Origin of the sequence: Paraburkholderia fungorum, assembly GCF_902833645.1 — a bacterium.
Classification (GTDB): Bacteria; Pseudomonadota; Gammaproteobacteria; order Burkholderiales; family Burkholderiaceae; genus Paraburkholderia; species Paraburkholderia fungorum.
Genome location: NZ_CADFGE010000011.1, coordinates 106,010 through 121,362, shown reverse-complemented (window position 1 = coordinate 121,362; position 15,353 = coordinate 106,010). Strand labels below are relative to the sequence as shown.

The 15,353-nt window shown below is 60.7% G+C and carries 12 protein-coding genes and 2 tRNA genes; 9 read left to right on the top strand and 5 right to left on the bottom strand.

Annotation, left to right across the window (positions count from 1 at the left end):
- Nucleotides 1-19: 19 nt before the first annotated feature.
- The gene (locus tag HWX91_RS28980; RefSeq protein WP_028196592.1) at nt 20-472 is read right to left on the bottom strand and encodes a MarR family winged helix-turn-helix transcriptional regulator; all 453 of its coding nucleotides are present in this window, start codon (nt 470-472) and stop codon (nt 20-22) included.
- A gap of 64 nt (nt 473-536) precedes the next feature.
- Complete coding sequence (locus HWX91_RS28975) at nt 537-1,682, bottom strand: glycerate kinase (RefSeq protein WP_028196591.1); 1,146 nt, start codon at nt 1,680-1,682, stop codon at nt 537-539.
- 622 nt (nt 1,683-2,304) lie between these two features.
- Here HWX91_RS28975 and tig point away from each other — a divergent pair.
- The 8 genes from tig to HWX91_RS28935 all read left to right on the top strand — a co-directional run bounded on the left by tig (nt 2,305) and on the right by HWX91_RS28935 (nt 11,505).
- On the top strand, nt 2,305-3,651 hold the full coding sequence (gene tig / locus HWX91_RS28970; RefSeq protein WP_028196590.1) for a trigger factor: 1,347 nt from the start codon (nt 2,305-2,307) through the stop codon (nt 3,649-3,651).
- A 206-nt stretch (nt 3,652-3,857) separates the two neighbouring features.
- Nucleotides 3,858-4,511, top strand: coding sequence for an ATP-dependent Clp endopeptidase proteolytic subunit ClpP (gene clpP / locus HWX91_RS28965; protein WP_007182010.1), 654 nt, complete (start codon nt 3,858-3,860; stop codon nt 4,509-4,511).
- Between the two features lie 198 nt (nt 4,512-4,709).
- Entirely contained in the window at nt 4,710-5,981 is a 1,272-nt protein-coding gene (gene clpX / locus HWX91_RS28960; RefSeq protein WP_028196589.1) for an ATP-dependent Clp protease ATP-binding subunit ClpX, read from the top strand.
- A 202-nt stretch (nt 5,982-6,183) separates the two neighbouring features.
- Complete coding sequence (lon, locus tag HWX91_RS28955; protein WP_028196588.1) at nt 6,184-8,610, top strand: endopeptidase La; 2,427 nt, start codon at nt 6,184-6,186, stop codon at nt 8,608-8,610.
- 339 nt (nt 8,611-8,949) lie between these two features.
- A complete protein-coding gene (locus tag HWX91_RS28950) occupies nt 8,950-9,222 on the top strand; it encodes an HU family DNA-binding protein (protein ID WP_007585907.1) in 273 nt (90 codons plus the stop codon).
- 62 nt (nt 9,223-9,284) lie between these two features.
- Nucleotides 9,285-9,360, top strand: a tRNA-Val gene (locus HWX91_RS28945).
- Nucleotides 9,361-9,402: 42 nt separating this feature from the next.
- Nucleotides 9,403-9,479, top strand: a tRNA-Asp gene (locus tag HWX91_RS28940).
- Nucleotides 9,480-9,567: 88 nt separating this feature from the next.
- Nucleotides 9,568-11,505: a SurA N-terminal domain-containing protein gene (locus HWX91_RS28935; RefSeq protein ID WP_028196587.1), complete on the top strand. Its 1,938-nt coding sequence runs from the start codon at nt 9,568-9,570 to the stop codon at nt 11,503-11,505.
- Nucleotides 11,506-11,671: 166 nt separating this feature from the next.
- Here HWX91_RS28935 and HWX91_RS28930 read toward each other — a convergent pair whose 3' ends face one another.
- Complete coding sequence (locus HWX91_RS28930; RefSeq protein WP_028196586.1) at nt 11,672-12,013, bottom strand: hypothetical protein; 342 nt, start codon at nt 12,011-12,013, stop codon at nt 11,672-11,674.
- A 119-nt stretch (nt 12,014-12,132) separates the two neighbouring features.
- Nucleotides 12,133-12,837, bottom strand: a complete 705-nt coding sequence (locus tag HWX91_RS28925; RefSeq protein ID WP_042274939.1) for an arylesterase — start codon at nt 12,835-12,837, stop codon at nt 12,133-12,135.
- Between HWX91_RS28925 and HWX91_RS28920 the strand changes: the two genes are divergently transcribed.
- Entirely contained in the window at nt 12,836-13,522 is a 687-nt protein-coding gene (locus HWX91_RS28920) for an ABC transporter ATP-binding protein (RefSeq protein ID WP_028196584.1), read from the top strand. The genes HWX91_RS28925 and HWX91_RS28920 overlap by 2 nt on opposite strands.
- Before the next feature lie 76 nt (nt 13,523-13,598).
- On the opposite strand, the gene pgi is transcribed toward HWX91_RS28920, so the two are convergent.
- Nucleotides 13,599-15,221, bottom strand: a complete 1,623-nt coding sequence (pgi, locus tag HWX91_RS28915) for a glucose-6-phosphate isomerase (protein ID WP_028196583.1) — start codon at nt 15,219-15,221, stop codon at nt 13,599-13,601.
- Nucleotides 15,222-15,353 lie beyond the last annotated feature (132 nt).

Here is a 15,353-nt window from a genome sequence, read left to right as displayed (position 1 = left end):
CGGGACGTCATGCCCTTGCTTACCCTTCGTGGACGGAAATTGTCTCGATGATCTTGTCGAGCGCCTGACCGAACGCGAGTTTTTCCTGTTCGTCGAGGCAGTCGAACATATCCCCGTTCCACTTGCGCGCGATCGGCATCACCTTGCGATAGAGCGCGCGGCCTTCGGGGGTTAGCGACACCAGCACGACGCGGCCGTCTTCGGCGCTCGGCTCGCGTTTCACCAGTCCCTGCCTGATCAATGCCTCAGCCGCGCGGCTCGCCTGGCTCTTGTCGAGGTTGGCGTGCCGCGCCAGGTCCATGATTGAAAACGGTCCGAACGAGCCCACCGATGCAATCACCCGCGCTTCAGGCAACGTCACACCGAGTTTGTCCTGATAGCGCACGCTAATGCCACGCTCGGCGAGTTTGTTCAGGACATGCAGACGGTACGTCAGGAACTGCTCGAGTCCGGCTTTGGCGGAGGCCTTCATGGTTGTCCCGTGATAAGTGGCGCGGTTGTGGCGCTGTGATTGTTGCCGCAACCGTCCCCTCCGGTCAACGCGCGCCGTACTTCAAACGCGTCAACTGTTCGGCTTCGTCGGCCAGCAGGCGCGCCGCATCGCGTATTGCGACGTCGAGCGTGATCGGCCCGGGCGCCGGCGAGAAGCAGCCACTGAAGTATTCGGCGAGGCGCGGCAGCGCCGCGGAGTCGACCGCGCCGGACAGCAACGTGGCCGGCACACCCGCAGCCTGCGCATGACGGCACGCGATGAACGGCGCCTTGCCGTGCAGCGTTTGCACGTCCGAGCGTCCTTCGCCGGTGATCAGCCAGTTCGCGCCTTCAAGCGCGGCGTCCAGACCGATCTGCCGCGCGACGGTTTCCGCGCCCGGCTCGAACTGCGCGCCCAGCATGTGCAGCGCGAAACCGAGACCACCGGCCGCGCCCGCGCCAGGCTGGTCGCGCGCCGTGCGCCCCAGCGCCGCCTCGAGCAGATCGGCGAAGCGGGCGAGGGCGGCGTCGATCGAAGCAACCTGTTCCGGCTTGACGCCCTTTTGCGGTCCGAACACCGCGGTCGCGCCGTGATCGCCGGTCAGCGGATTGTCCACATCGGACATGCCGACGAACTGCGTGTCCGCGAGGCGGGCGTCCAGTTGCGATACGTCAAGGCGTGCCACACGAGCGAGCTGCTCCGGCGTGGCGTCGAGCTCCTTGTCTTGCGCGTCGAAAAGTCTCAGGCCGAGGCCGGCCAGCAAGCCGGCGCCCCCGTCGTTCGTGCTGCTGCCGCCGAGCGCGACGAAAAAGCGCCGCACGCCGGCGTCGAGCAAGGCGCGAATCGCTTCGCCCATGCCGCGGGTGCTGCGCGCCTCGACCGGCACGCCCATGCCGACCGGATCGGTAATGCCGACGATTTCCGCTGTTTCGATGATCGCGCTGCCATCCGCCAGCAGGCCTGTCAGTGCCTCGCGCACCGGACCGGCCGCGCCGCGCACGCTCAGCTTGCGGCGTTCGCCGCCGCTTGTGAGCATGGCGTCGAGCGTGCCTTCGCCCCCGTCGGCCATCGGGCAGATACGCACGCTGGCGTCCGGCCGGGCGCGCTGGATGCCGGACGCAATCGCCTGCGCGACCTGTTCCGCGCTGAGCGAACCTTTGAAGGAATCGGGAGCAATGACGACGACAGGCGAGGACGGCAAATTCGGCATGGTGTCTCTGAATGGTTGGAGTCGTTGCGAGGGCGGGTGAATTGATCGGATGAGCGCGCAGCCCCGAGCGCGTCCGTTAGCTTATCAGCATGGGCGCGTGGACTGAATATGTCGAACGGCATAGCCGGAATCGTCCATGGGAGCGCGCACGGAAAGCACGGGCGCGGCGCGGGCGGCAGGTGCGCCAGTTGCGCCAGTTGCGCCAGGTGCGCCAGGTGCGGCTGGCGAATCGGCGGGCCTTGCCGGCGCGCGTTGGCCAGTGAGCCGGTAAGCCGCTGGAAAGTGCCGTCAAACTGCACGCGCACCATTGCAACCGGACTTGAAACGGGCAGGCTAAGCGCAAGGGCAGACGTAAGAGTTACCGGCGAATCGCAAACAGGTGAAAAACAGCCTCAAAAGCGGTTCCAACACCGATAAAAACGCGCGCAATTGTCGAATCCCGGCTAAGCGCGCAAATAGTTTGCTAAAATATTCGGCTCTTTGGACCCAACCGTGCTGCCGGTGGCCTGCAAGCCCGCGGCGCAGGCGCCGAATTGATGCGACGCGCGATGCGAAGCGACATCGAAAAGCGGCACGCAGAAGATAACTGATTCGCTCGAATAATTTTAGGACGATTGAAGCCATGGCTAACGTTGTTGAAAACCTCGGCAAGCTCGAACGCCGCGTAACGATTTCCCTGCCGAAGGACGCCGTGCAGAAGGAAGTGGACTCGCGTATCCGTCAACTCGCGAAGAACGTGCGCATGCCGGGTTTCCGCCCGGGCAAGGTGCCGCTCAAGATGGTGACGCAACAGTATTCGGGCCAGGTTGAAGCTGAAGTGCTGAGCGACAAGGTCGGCAAGGAGTTTTTCGACATCAGCCGCGCGGAAAACCTGCGCGTTGCCGGTCAGCCGAGCTTCGCGCCGAAGGCCGACGCTGCTGAAAACGACTACGCGTTCGACGCGACCTTCGAGGTGTATCCGGAAGTGAAGCTGGGCGACGTCGCCACGGCTGAAATCGAGCGCACCACGACCACCATCAGCGAAGCCGAAATCGATCGCACGCTGGACATCCTGCGCAAGCAGCGCGTGCATTTCCACGCTCGCGGCGAATCCGGCGAGCACGGCGATGGCGGCGCGGACACGGCAGCGAAAGACGGCGACCGCGTGACGGTCGACTTCGTCGGCAAGATCGACGGTGAAGTGTTCCAGGGCGGCAGCGCCGAAGACTTCGCATTTGTGCTGGGCGAAGGCCGCATGTTGCCGGAATTCGAAAAGGCAGCGCTCGGCCTGAAGGTCGGCGAGGCGAAGGAATTCGACCTGGCTTTCCCGGCTGACTACCACGGCAAGGATGTCGCCGGTAAGACCGCGCAGTTCACGATCACGATGAAGAAGATCGAGTGGCCGCACCTGCCGGAAATCGACGCCGAATTCGCAAAGTCGCTCGGTATCGAAGACGGCGATCTGGTCAAGATGCGCGCTGAGATCAAAGACAATCTCGAACGCGAAGCGAAACGCCGCACGCAAGCGATCGTCAAGAACCAGGTCATGGACGCGCTCCTGAAGATCTCGGAACTCGACGTGCCGAACGCGCTGATCGCACAGGATCAGGAGCGTCTGGTCGCCATGGCGCGTCAGGACCTCGAGCAACGTGGTGTGCCGAACGCCGCTGATGCACCGATCCCGGCTGAGATGTTCAAGGAACAGGCTGAGCGCCGCGTGAAGCTGGGCCTCGTGCTGGCCGAGCTGGTCAAGGCCAATGAGCTGCAAGCCAAGCCGGAGCAGATTCGTGCCGAAGTCGACGAATTCGCGAAAAGCTACGAAGACCCGAAGGAAGTCGTCCGCTGGTATTATTCCAACCAGCAACGCCTTGCAGAAATGGAAGCGTACGTCGTTGAAGCCAACGTCGTCGATTTCGTCCTCAGCAAGGCCAAGGTGACGGACAAGGAAGTTAGCTTCGAAGAACTGGCAAGCGCAACGGCGCAAGCGTAAGCGTCGCTGCAACGGCGTGCCGGCTGTCGGAGCGACGGCTCGCACGCCGTTTTTTTGTGCTGTGAAAGTACGTTGCGTTTTGCATGGCGCGTTTCACGCGGCGTGGCTCACCGCGTTCGCGCTGATCGGGCACTTGAATACGGTCTCGCCGGCCGCACCTGTCTAGCACCTGATATTTAGAATATTTCCAGACAAGGATCCATTGCATGACCTTTCGCGCCCAAATGCTGGACACGCTGACCTCCCAGTCCTCGCGGGATCTCGAAGCGCAGGCGCTCGGACTGGTGCCGATCGTCGTGGAAACGAGCGGCCGCGGTGAGCGCTCGTATGACATCTATTCGCGTCTGCTAAAGGAACGGATCGTGTTCCTGGTAGGCGAAGTAAACGACCAGACGGCCAATCTCGTCGTCGCGCAGATGTTGTTCCTTGAAAGCGAAAACCCGGACAAGGACATCAGTTTCTACATCAACAGCCCGGGCGGCTCGGTTTCGGCCGGGATGGCGATCTACGATACGATGCAGTTCATCAAGCCGGACGTGTCGACTTTGTGCATGGGCCTCGCGGCCAGCATGGGTGCGTTCCTGCTGGCAGCCGGTGCCAAGGGCAAGCGTTTTGCGCTGCCGAATTCGCGCGTGATGATTCACCAGCCGTTGGGCGGCGCGCGCGGCCAGGCGTCGGACATCGAAATCCAGGCACGTGAAATCCTGTACCTGAAGGAACGGCTGAATCATCTGCTCGCGCATCACACGGGCCAGCCTGTTGAGCGTATCGCACGCGACACCGACCGGGACAATTTCATGTCCGGCGATGACGCACAAGCTTACGGTCTGGTCGACCAGGTGGCGCACAAGCGTCCCTGAAATGTCCGTTGAATCGTCGGTGCGGTCTTGCCCTGAAACGGGGTGAGGCCGTCATCGGGTCGGTTGTGAAATAATCAAGACTCGTCCGAGCGCCTGCGGCAAACGCCGTCACCGTGGCTCACGTCCCGCCGCGCGCCAACTGCGAGGCCGGGGCAAACGGCGTATCATGTAATCGAGTGTCCGGAGGCTCACACATCTATGGCGGACAAGAAAAGTTCTAACAGCGAAAAGCTGTTGTATTGCTCGTTTTGCGGCAAGAGCCAGCATGAAGTCAAAAAGCTGATTGCAGGCCCGTCGGTGTTCATCTGTGATGAATGTATTGACCTGTGCAACGAAATCATCCGCGATGAGGCTGCAGGCGCGGGCATCGAGGCCGGCTTGTCCAAGTCCGATCTGCCGAGCCCGCAGGAAATCCGCGAAATCCTCGACCAGTACGTGATCGGTCAGGAGCGCGCGAAAAAGATTCTCGCGGTTGCGGTGTACAACCACTACAAACGCCTCAAGCATCTCGACAAGAAGGACGAGATCGAACTGTCCAAGAGCAACATCCTGCTGATCGGCCCGACCGGTTCCGGCAAGACCTTGCTCGCGCAGACGCTCGCACGCCTTCTGAACGTGCCGTTCGTCATTGCCGACGCAACGACGCTGACGGAAGCCGGCTACGTCGGTGAAGACGTCGAGAACATCATTCAGAAGCTGCTGCAGAACTGCAATTACGAAGTGGACAAGGCCCAGCGCGGCATTGTCTATATCGACGAGATCGACAAGATCAGCCGCAAGTCCGACAACCCGTCGATTACCCGCGACGTGTCGGGCGAAGGCGTGCAGCAGGCCTTGCTGAAGCTGGTTGAGGGTACGATGGCGTCGGTGCCGCCGCAGGGTGGCCGTAAGCATCCGAATCAGGACTTCATCCAGGTCGACACCACCAATATTCTGTTTATTTGCGGTGGCGCGTTCGACGGTCTCGAGAAAGTCATTGTCGACCGTACCGAGAAGACCGGTATCGGCTTTGGCGCAAGCGTGAAGAGCAAGCAGGACCGCGACGCCGGCGAAGTGCTGCGCGAAGTGGAACCGGAAGATCTGATCAAGTTCGGTCTGATTCCTGAGTTGATCGGCCGTCTGCCGGTGGTGGCCACGCTCGGCAAGCTCGACGAAACGGCGTTGATGAAGATTCTGGTCGAACCGAAGAATGCCTTGGTGAAGCAGTACCACAAGCTGTTCAACATGGAACGCGTCGAGCTCGAAATTCGCCCGGGTGCGTTGCAAGCTGTGGCACGTAAGGCAATCCGTCGCAAGACGGGCGCCCGGGGTCTGCGTTCGATCCTCGAACAGGCGTTGCTTGACGTAATGTATGATCTGCCGCAAATGAAAGGCGTTAGCAAGGTCATCATTGACGACAACGTGATTGACGGCGACGGCAAACCGCTACTGATCTACGAAGACGCGCCCAAAGTGGCGGGTTCGAACTGATCGGCTTTCGGGTTACGCAAAAAAAGCCGTTCATGGCAACGTGAACGGCTTTTTTCGTTTATCGTGTGGTCAGGATGGTTGTTTTCACTATGGAGTCACTGAACCTTCGGAGTCACTGAACTTTTCCCACACGCGGAGGCTTGCAATCTTTTCTGCTGGCCTCACCTATCGAACGAACTGATTCCACTCATGGGGAAATGAAATGTCAGGAACCCAACTCCTTCCGCCGGAACGCATTACGCTCCCGCTGCTCCCGCTGCGTGACGTAGTCGTCTTCCCGCACATGGTGATTCCGCTCTTCGTAGGCCGCCCGAAGTCGATCAAGGCTCTCGAAGCAGCGATGGAAGGCGGTAAGCACATCATGCTCGTCGCCCAGAAAACGGCTGCGAAAGATGAGCCGACCGAAAAGGACATGTATGAAGTAGGGTGTGTCGCCAACATCCTGCAAATGCTGAAGCTGCCCGACGGCACCGTTAAGGTGCTCGTCGAAGGCTTGCAGCGCGCGAAAACGCTTTCCATCGAAGAGCAGGAAACGCAGTTTTCGTGCGAAGTCATGCCGCTCGAACCCGACCACGCCGACAGCGCTGAAACTGAAGCGCTGCGCCGCGCGATCGTGTCGCAGTTCGACCAGTATGTGAAGCTGAACAAGAAGATCCCGCCGGAGATCCTGACGTCGCTGTCAGGCATCGACGAGGCTGGCCGTCTGGCCGATACGATCGCGGCGCATCTGCCGCTCAAGCTCGACCAGAAGCAGCACATCCTCGAGATGTTCCCGGTGATCGAGCGCCTCGAGCATCTGCTCGCGCAACTCGAAGCCGAGATCGACATCCTGCAGGTTGAAAAGCGCATCCGTGGGCGTGTGAAGCGCCAGATGGAGAAGAGCCAGCGCGAGTACTACCTGAACGAACAGGTCAAGGCGATTCAGAAGGAACTGGGCGAAGGCGAAGAGGGTGCGGATCTCGAGGAACTCGAGAAGCGCATCACGGCTGCCCGCATGCCGAAAGAAGCCAAGAAGAAGGCCGACGCGGAGCTGAAGAAGCTCAAGCTGATGTCGCCGATGTCGGCTGAAGCAACGGTCGTGCGCAACTACATCGATACGCTGATCGGCTTGCCGTGGCGCAAGAAGAGCAAGGTCAACAACGACCTCTCGAATGCGGAACGCGTGCTCGACGAAGACCACTTCGGTCTCGAGAAAGTGAAGGAACGCATTCTCGAGTATCTCGCGGTCCAGCAACGTGTCGACAAGGTCAAGGCGCCGATCCTGTGCCTCGTTGGGCCTCCGGGTGTCGGTAAGACGTCGCTGGGTCAGTCGATCGCACGTGCTACGAACCGCAAGTTCGTGCGTATGGCGCTCGGCGGCGTGCGCGACGAAGCCGAGATTCGCGGTCACCGTCGTACGTATATCGGTTCGATGCCCGGCAAGATTCTGCAAAGCCTGACCAAGGTCGGCGTGCGCAATCCGCTCTTCCTGCTCGACGAAGTCGACAAGATGGGCCAGGATTTCCGCGGCGATCCGTCCTCGGCGCTGCTGGAAGTGCTCGATCCGGAACAGAACCATACGTTCGCCGATCACTACGTCGAGGTCGATTTCGATCTGTCGGACGTGATGTTCGTGGCAACGTCGAACTCGCTGAATATTCCGCCGCCGCTGCTCGACCGGATGGAAGTGATCCGTCTGTCGGGTTACACGGAAGACGAAAAGGTCAGCATTGCGCAACGCTATCTGTTGCCTAAGCAGAAGAAGAACAACGGCCTCAAGGATGGCGAGGTCGATGTAACCGAAGCGGCGATCCGCGACATCATTCGTTACTACACGCGTGAAGCGGGCGTTCGTTCGCTCGAGCGTGAAATTTCGAAGATCTGCCGCAAGGTCGTGAAGATGCTTCTGCTGAAGAAAGCGGAAGGCGCGGTGAAGGTCGACGGTGGCAATATCGACACCTTCCTCGGCGTGCGCAAGTACGACTTCGGTCTGGCCGCCAAGGAAAATCAGGTCGGTCAGGTCACGGGTCTGGCGTGGACGGAAGTGGGCGGCGATTTGCTGACTATCGAAGCCGCGGTGATGCCGGGCAAGGGCAATGTGATTCGCACGGGTTCGCTCGGCGACGTGATGAAGGAATCCGTCGAAGCTGCGCGCTCGGTGGTCCGCTCGCGTTCGCGCCGTCTGGGTGTCAAGGACGAAGCGTTCGAGAAGCAGGACATTCACATTCACGTGCCGGAAGGCGCGACGCCGAAAGACGGTCCGTCAGCCGGTATCGCGATGACCACGGCGCTGGTGTCGGTATTGACCGGTATTCCGGTTCGTGCCGATGTCGCGATGACGGGTGAAATCACGTTGCGCGGTGAAGTCCTGCCGATCGGCGGCTTGAAGGAAAAACTGCTGGCGGCGCATCGCGGTGGTATCAAGCTGGTGCTGATTCCGGAGGAAAACGTCAAAGACTTGACGGAAATTCCGGACAACGTGAAGAACGCGATCGAGATCGTGCCGGTCCGGTGGATCGACAAGGTGCTCGAACTGGCGCTCGAACGTGTGCCTCAGGCATTGCCGGAAGAGGAGGTGAAGCCGGCTGCGCCCGTCGCAGCGGGGGAGCCCGGTAAGGACGCCGGCGCGACGGAAGTCGTGAAGCACTAAGCCGGTTGACAGCGAAAGCTGTTTGCTCCAAAAAACCCGTGACTTCGGTCGCGGGTTTTTTTTGCCCACGAGAAATGAAAATACCGGCTGGGCACGTGCTCCGTCCCACCTTGTGAGCACCGAGCGTCTTTTGTCATTGATTGGTTGTGCGAGCATCGATTCGCGACAACAGCCGGTTATAAAAACCCATCGCAGATCCTCTTGAATCAGGCTCAACCCCGCTTGACACAAGGGTTTCGGCCAATTCTAATGAGTCGGCTCGGCATTAGCCGCCAGCCGCGTGATGCCAGGTGCTACAGAGCGCCGTCACGATTGCCATAAACATTCTCGGGGGTTGGAATGAACAAAACGGAATTGATCGATCACATTGCGCAGCAAGCCGATATCTCGAAGGCCGCGGCGGGCCGCGCACTGGATGCCGTGATCGGCGGGGTCAAAGGTACGTTGAAGAAGGGCGGTTCGGTGACGTTGGTCGGTTTTGGTACGTTCGCCGTAGGCAAACGTACCGCGCGTACGGGACGTAATCCGCGCACCGGTGCCGCGATCAAGATCAAGGCGGCAAAGGTCCCTAAATTTAGGCCTGGCAAAGCTCTGAAGGATGCGCTAAACTAACGGGCTTGCTGCTTGAGGGATGCAAATCAGGCGGCAAATGCAGAAGCACTGAATCGTGAAACGGGTGCTTAGCTCAGTTGGTAGAGCGGCGCCCTTACAAGGCGTAGGTCGGGAGTTCGAGCCTCTCAGCACCCACCAGTTTCAGATTCGTTCAAGTGCTTCAGCGCAGTCGGAATATAAGGAGTGGTAGTTCAGTCGGTTAGAATACCGGCCTGTCACGCCGGGGGTCGCGGGTTCGAGTCCCGTCCACTCCGCCAGTATCCTCGAAAGGCGAACTCCGGTTCGCCTTTTTTATTGCCCGCTGTTGTAAGATCGGGCGTTCTGTTTTTGGCACTCCCTTTACGCATGCTCGATTTTTTCCGCAATCACAAACGCCTGATGATGTTCATGCTCATCCTCGTCATTGTGCCGGGGTTGGGTTTCGTGGGCATTCAAGGCTTCCGCGGCTTCTTTGACGAAAGTGCAAACGTCGCCAGCGTCAACGGTCATAAGATCACGCGCGCGGAGTATGACGACGCGATGCGTCAGCAACTCGACCGTGCCCGTCAGATGCTCGGCGCGCAGTTCGACATGAAGTCGTTCGATACGCCTGAACGCCGTCGCGAAATGCTCGACGGCCTGATCGAGCAACGCGTGCTTGCCGATGAAACGCAACGCCTCCATTTGACCGCATCCGACGACGCCGTGCGCCGCGTGTTGCTGAGCGATCCGGTGATTTCGTCGCTGAAGAATCCTGACGGCTCGATCGACGTCGACCGCTACAAGCAGTTGCTTGCAATGCAGGGCATGACGCCCGATCAATACGACGAACGTGTGCGCTACAGCCTCGCCACGCAGCAACTGCCGGCCAGCATTCAAGGCAGCGCGTTCACGTCGAAGACCCTCGCGCAGCATTTGACCGAGCTCGCCGAACAGCAGCGCGAAGTGCAGGGCATCGCATTCCATCCGCGTGATTACGCCGCGAAGATCCAGCCGACGGATGCGCAACTGCAGGCGTACTATGACGCGCATCGCAACGACTTCGCCACGCCGGCCACGGCTACGATCCAGTACCTGGTGATGTCGCCGGCAACGCTGTCTGCCGCCGTGCAGCCGAGCGATGCTGATCTGAAAAAATACTACGACGACAACATCGCACATTACCGCACGGACGGTCAGGTGCGTGCGAGTCACATCCTGATCTCGGCGCCGAAAGATGCGAGCGCGGCTGACAAGGCCAAGGCGAAGCAGAAGGCCGAAGAGGTGCTCGCACAGGTCAAGGCGCATCCTGATCAGTTCGCGCAGATCGCGCAACAGGATTCGCAGGATCCGGGTTCGGCGTCGAAGGGCGGCGATCTGGGTTACTTCGGCCGGGGCATGATCGCCGGTGGCCAGGCATTCGACGACGCCGTGTTCGGTCTCAAGAAAGACGAAATCAGCGGCATTGTGCAGACCGACTTCGGCTATCACATCGTCAAGGTCACGGACGTGAAGCCGGCCGTCACCAAGCCGTTCGACGAAGTGAAAGATCAGATCGCACAAGACCTGAAGACGCAACTGGCAAGCAAGGCATTCAGCGACGACTCGGAAGGCTTCACGTCGATCGTCTACGAGAAGGCGAAGAGCCTGCAGCCGGCCGCCGACAAGTACAAGCTGCAACTGCAAACGGCCACGGTAACGCCGCAGCCAAATCCGAAGCTGCCGCCTGACAGCCCGCTGAACAATCCGAAGTTCCTGGCTGCTGTCTTTGCAAACGATGCAGTGACCGCGCACAACAACACGCAGGCGATCGACGTCGGCGGTAACACGCTGATCGCAGCGCGTGTGACCGACTACAAGGCCGCAGCCGTGCCGGCGCTCGACGCCATCAAGGATGCAGTACGTCAAAAGGTGATTGCCGCTCAGTCGGACGAGGCCGCTCACAAGGATGGCATCGCGAAGCTCGCTGAGTTCGAGAAGTCGAAGTCCACGGCAGGTTTTTCGTCGCCGCTGAAGGTTTCGCGCAACGACGCGCAAGGCGTGCCGCCGGCCGCATTGAGTGCAATCTACAAGGCAGACGCGCAAAAATTACCTGCGTACGTCGGTGTGGACTTGGGTGACGACGGCTATGCGATCTATCGCGTGAACGCGGTTGTTGCGGGTGCGCCGATCGATCCGCAGCGCTTGGCTGCTGCGCAGCAACAGATTGCGCAAGTGGACGCTCAGTCTGAAGCCGAGGCGTATGTCGAAGCGCTGCGCGCCCGTTCGAAGGTGAAGTTCTATGGCTCGCTCGACAGCAGCAATGCCCAGGCGAACGGTGACTAAGGCTCGATTCCATCCGCTGCGCGCAAGCCGATAAAGCCGCGCCGCACAAAAAAAGCCCCGCAATCTGCGGGGCTTTTTTATTTGATACATGCAAGCTCGTCAAACAGTTTGCTCGCGAACGAGCACGGCTTGAGCACGGCTTGCCATGCGCTCAGTCGTCTCCGGCTTAAAGGCAAGCGCTGATCGAGCTGGTCGCGTCGCTGCCCGCACCGCCATTGGCGCGGAACCCGACCCACGAACCCGATCCCTTGTACGAGGGCCGTACCACCGCGGCCGCGCCGTTAGGCGGTTGTTGGCCCGGCACATACACGTCCACTGCCTGATCGTTCGCCAGCGTGTCTTGCGAGACCACCTGCTGTTGCGAGCCATCGGCCCACTTTTGCGCGATGCAGGTAGCGACGGCCTTCGGCGGTTGCTGGCTTTCGCCGACGGATTGAACGCCCGCAGGCGGTTGAGCGGCGCATGCAGAAATTGCCACGGTCAAAGCGATTAACGGTAAATATTTCACGTTATCTCCTCAGAAGTCGCTCAGAATTCGAGCCGGGTTACGCGGGATTACTAAAGTGTCAGAACGACTTTGCCGATCCGCGTTCCCCAATTACCGGAAACAAGTTGTTAGCGAGCTTTTCAGTGCGGCGAACTTGTGCGAAGGAGTGGCTTGACAGCCGGCCACACGTTGTTGAGTAGCATTGGCTGTGCCTGCTGCGTGGGATGGATCTGATCCGCCTGGAACATCTCCGGTTTGTCGGCGATGCCGGCGAGCAGGAAAGGCACTAGCGGCACTCGCAATTGCTTCGAGAGTTCGCCGTACAGACCATGGAACTTTTGCGTGTAGTCGGGGCCGTAATTGGGTGGCACATACATGCCGACCAGCACGACTTTCGCATGGCTTTGTTGAGCCTGCTCGATGATCGTGCGCAGATTGTCTTCGGTCGTGGCGAGCGGCACGCCGCGCAAGGCATCGTTGGCGCCAAGCTCGACGATCACGATGCTCGGCTTGAGGCGCTGCAGAAGCGCCGGCAAGCGGGCCCGGCCGCCGCTCGTGGTGTCGCCGCTGATGCTCGCGTTGGCAACGCTATAATCGATTCGCTCGTCGGTGAGACGCTGGCGCATCAGGGCAACCCAGCCAGTGTCGCGGGGCAAGCCGTATTCGGCGGAGATGCTGTCGCCGAGCACGACGATCACCGGCTTGGCCTGTTCCGGCGCGTTGGCCGCAAAGGCCGGGAAGGGCAGCGAAAACAGGGTTGCGGCCAGCACGGCCGAGCCGAATGCCGTAGTCAGCGCCGGTGCGCGAGACGCTGCGGCGCGCACTTTCAACCTACGCTTCACCATGCTAAACAAAACTGATCCAGTCATTGAAGTGCGGGGTTTGTGCAAGAAGGTTAAGGATGCAACGGGCGAACTGACGATTCTCGAGGACATCGATCTTGCTATCGAAGCCGGCAGCAGTGTGGCGATCGTCGGTGCATCCGGGTCGGGCAAGTCTACGCTGCTCGGCTTGCTTGCAGGGTTGGACAGCGCGAGTTCGGGCTCGGTTCGGCTGCTCGGTCGCGAACTGACCGAACTGAACGAAGACGAGCGCGCCGCGTTGCGCAGCGGCTCGGTCGGTTTCGTGTTCCAGTCGTTTCAATTGATGCCGCATTTGACAGCGCTCGAAAACGTTACCTTGCCGCTCGAACTGCAAGGCGGCATCGGCACGCGCGAAGCCGCGGCGCGTGCGCGCGGCTTGCTTGAGCAGGTGGGGCTCGCCAAACGCACGGGACACTATCCCAAGCTGCTGTCGGGCGGTGAACAGCAACGGGTCGCGCTGGCGCGTGCCTTCGTCACGCATCCGGCGATCCTGTTCGCCGACGAGCCGACCGGCAGTCTCGATGCGGCCACCGGCCATGCGGTGATCGATTTGATGTTCGAGATGAACCGCGCGAACGGCGCCACGCTGATCCTCGTCACGCACGACGTCGAACTCGCGCGCCGTTGCGATACGACGGTGACGATCGAGGCGGGGCGCCTCGCCTGATCATCCGGGGCGTTGAAATAAAAAGCGGGCCGCAAAGGCCCGCTTTTTATTTCAACGCTCTGAACGCGTCAAGCTTTCAGCGCTTCAACGCCGCACGTGCCCGTGCGATCAATGCCGAGGTCGACGAATCATGCTTTTTCTCGTCGACGCTCGCCGACGTCAGATCCGCCTCGACCACCTTGCCGAGGATCTTGCCCAACTCGACGCCCCATTGATCGAACGGATTGATGTCCCATACCGATGCCTGCACCAGCACCTTATGCTCGTACAGCGCGATCAATGCGCCGAGCGAACGCGCGGTGAGTGCGTCGACGAGCAGTGTGGTGGTCGGACGGTTGCCCGGAAATACCAGGTGCGGCGCCAGCTCAGGCTTGTCGGCACCGGCCACCTTCTTCGCTTCTTCAAGCGTGCGGCCGAGCATCAGCGCTTCGCTTTGCGCGAAGCAGTTCGCCAGCAACTTAGGGTGATGGCTGACGAGCGGATGCTCCGGCGTCAATACGGCGATGAAGTCGATCGGCACGATCGTCGGGCCCTGGTGCAGCATCTGGAAGAACGCATGCTGGCCGTTCGTGCCCGGTTCGCCCCAGGTCACGGCGGCAGTCGGATAGTCGACCATCGCGCCATCGAGGCGCGCCGACTTGCCGTTGCTTTCCATCTCGAGTTGTTGCAGGTACGACGGCAGGAAATGCAGCGCTTCCGAATATGGCGCGACCAGATAGCTTTGCGAGCCGAAGAAGTTGCGATACCAGATGCCGATCATGCCGAGCAGCACGGGCAGGTTCTTTTCGAGCGGCGCGTCGCGGAAATGCTGGTCCATCTCGTTGGCGCCGGCCAGCAGTTCGTCGAACTGTTGCGGGCCGATCGCGATCATGATCGAAAGACCCACCGCCGACCACAGCGAGTAACGCCCGCCGACCCAGTCCCACATCTCGAACACATTCTCTTTCGCGATGCCGAACTTGACTACCTCGGCCGGGTTCGCCGACACGCCGACGAAGTGCTTCGCCAGCGCGCTTTCCGGGCAGCCTTTCTCGATGAACCAGTCGCGCAGCGAGCGCGCGTTGGTCATCGTTTCGAGCGTGGTGAAGGTCTTGGAGACGATGATCGCGAGCGTTTCTTCCGGATCGATCATCTGCATCACGTTGTACAGATCCGCACCGTCCACATTCGACACGAAGTGCGTGGTGATCTCCGGCGTGGCCAGATGATGCAGCGCGTGCACGACCATCTTCGGCCCAAGGTCCGAGCCGCCGATGCCGATATTCACGACGTAGCGAATCCGCTTGCCCGTATAGCCGGTCCACTCGCCGCTGCGCACCTGGTCGGCGAACGCGGCCATCTTCGCGCGTTCGGCCTGGATTTCAGCATGGAACGGCGCTTTCGGATCGGTGGCGCGCAGCGCGGTATGCAAGGCGGCGCGGCCTTCGGTCGGGTTGACGATTTCGCCCGCGAACATCGCGTCGCGGCGTTTCTCGACGCCGGCTTCGCGCGCGAGTTGCACCAGCAGTTTCAGGGTTTCGTCGATGATGCGGTTCTTCGAGAAATCGGCCGCGAGACCGCCGCCCGCGAACGCAAAGCGCTCGGCACGGGTAGGGGCGGGATCGTTCGCGGGGGCGAACCAGTCGCGCATGTGCGCATCGCGAATCTTCTCGTAATGCGTTTGCAGCGAGGACCAGGAGGGGAGCGAGTTCTGCGTCATAGCGTCCGTCTAACGAAGGGGCACGAAGAATGGCGCGCGCGTGAAGCGCTGCCGAGGATGAAGCAACGATGCTGTTAGAGCGATGCCGCGCGGCCGGGTTCGCGATGGGTTGCCGTGAAGCTTCGCGAGCCT

Excerpts from the sequence above, each read along its gene's own strand:
- tig (WP_028196590.1), top strand. The coding sequence starts at position 2,305 with ATGGCTAACGTTGTTGAAAACCTCGGCAAGCTCGAACGCCGCGTAACG.
- pgi (WP_028196583.1), bottom strand. The coding sequence starts at position 15,221 with ATGACGCAGAACTCGCTCCCCTCCTGGTCCTCGCTGCAAACGCATTAC.
- clpX (WP_028196589.1), top strand. The coding sequence starts at position 4,710 with ATGGCGGACAAGAAAAGTTCTAACAGCGAAAAGCTGTTGTATTGCTCG.
- HWX91_RS28980 (WP_028196592.1), bottom strand. The coding sequence starts at position 472 with ATGAAGGCCTCCGCCAAAGCCGGACTCGAGCAGTTCCTGACGTACCGT.
- HWX91_RS28920 (WP_028196584.1), top strand. The coding sequence starts at position 12,836 with ATGCTAAACAAAACTGATCCAGTCATTGAAGTGCGGGGTTTGTGCAAG.
- HWX91_RS28950 (WP_007585907.1), top strand. The coding sequence starts at position 8,950 with ATGAACAAAACGGAATTGATCGATCACATTGCGCAGCAAGCCGATATC.
- HWX91_RS28925 (WP_042274939.1), bottom strand. The coding sequence starts at position 12,837 with ATGGTGAAGCGTAGGTTGAAAGTGCGCGCCGCAGCGTCTCGCGCACCG.
- HWX91_RS28975 (WP_028196591.1), bottom strand. The coding sequence starts at position 1,682 with ATGCCGAATTTGCCGTCCTCGCCTGTCGTCGTCATTGCTCCCGATTCC.
- clpP (WP_007182010.1), top strand. The coding sequence starts at position 3,858 with ATGACCTTTCGCGCCCAAATGCTGGACACGCTGACCTCCCAGTCCTCG.
- lon (WP_028196588.1), top strand. The coding sequence starts at position 6,184 with ATGTCAGGAACCCAACTCCTTCCGCCGGAACGCATTACGCTCCCGCTG.
- HWX91_RS28935 (WP_028196587.1), top strand. The coding sequence starts at position 9,568 with ATGCTCGATTTTTTCCGCAATCACAAACGCCTGATGATGTTCATGCTC.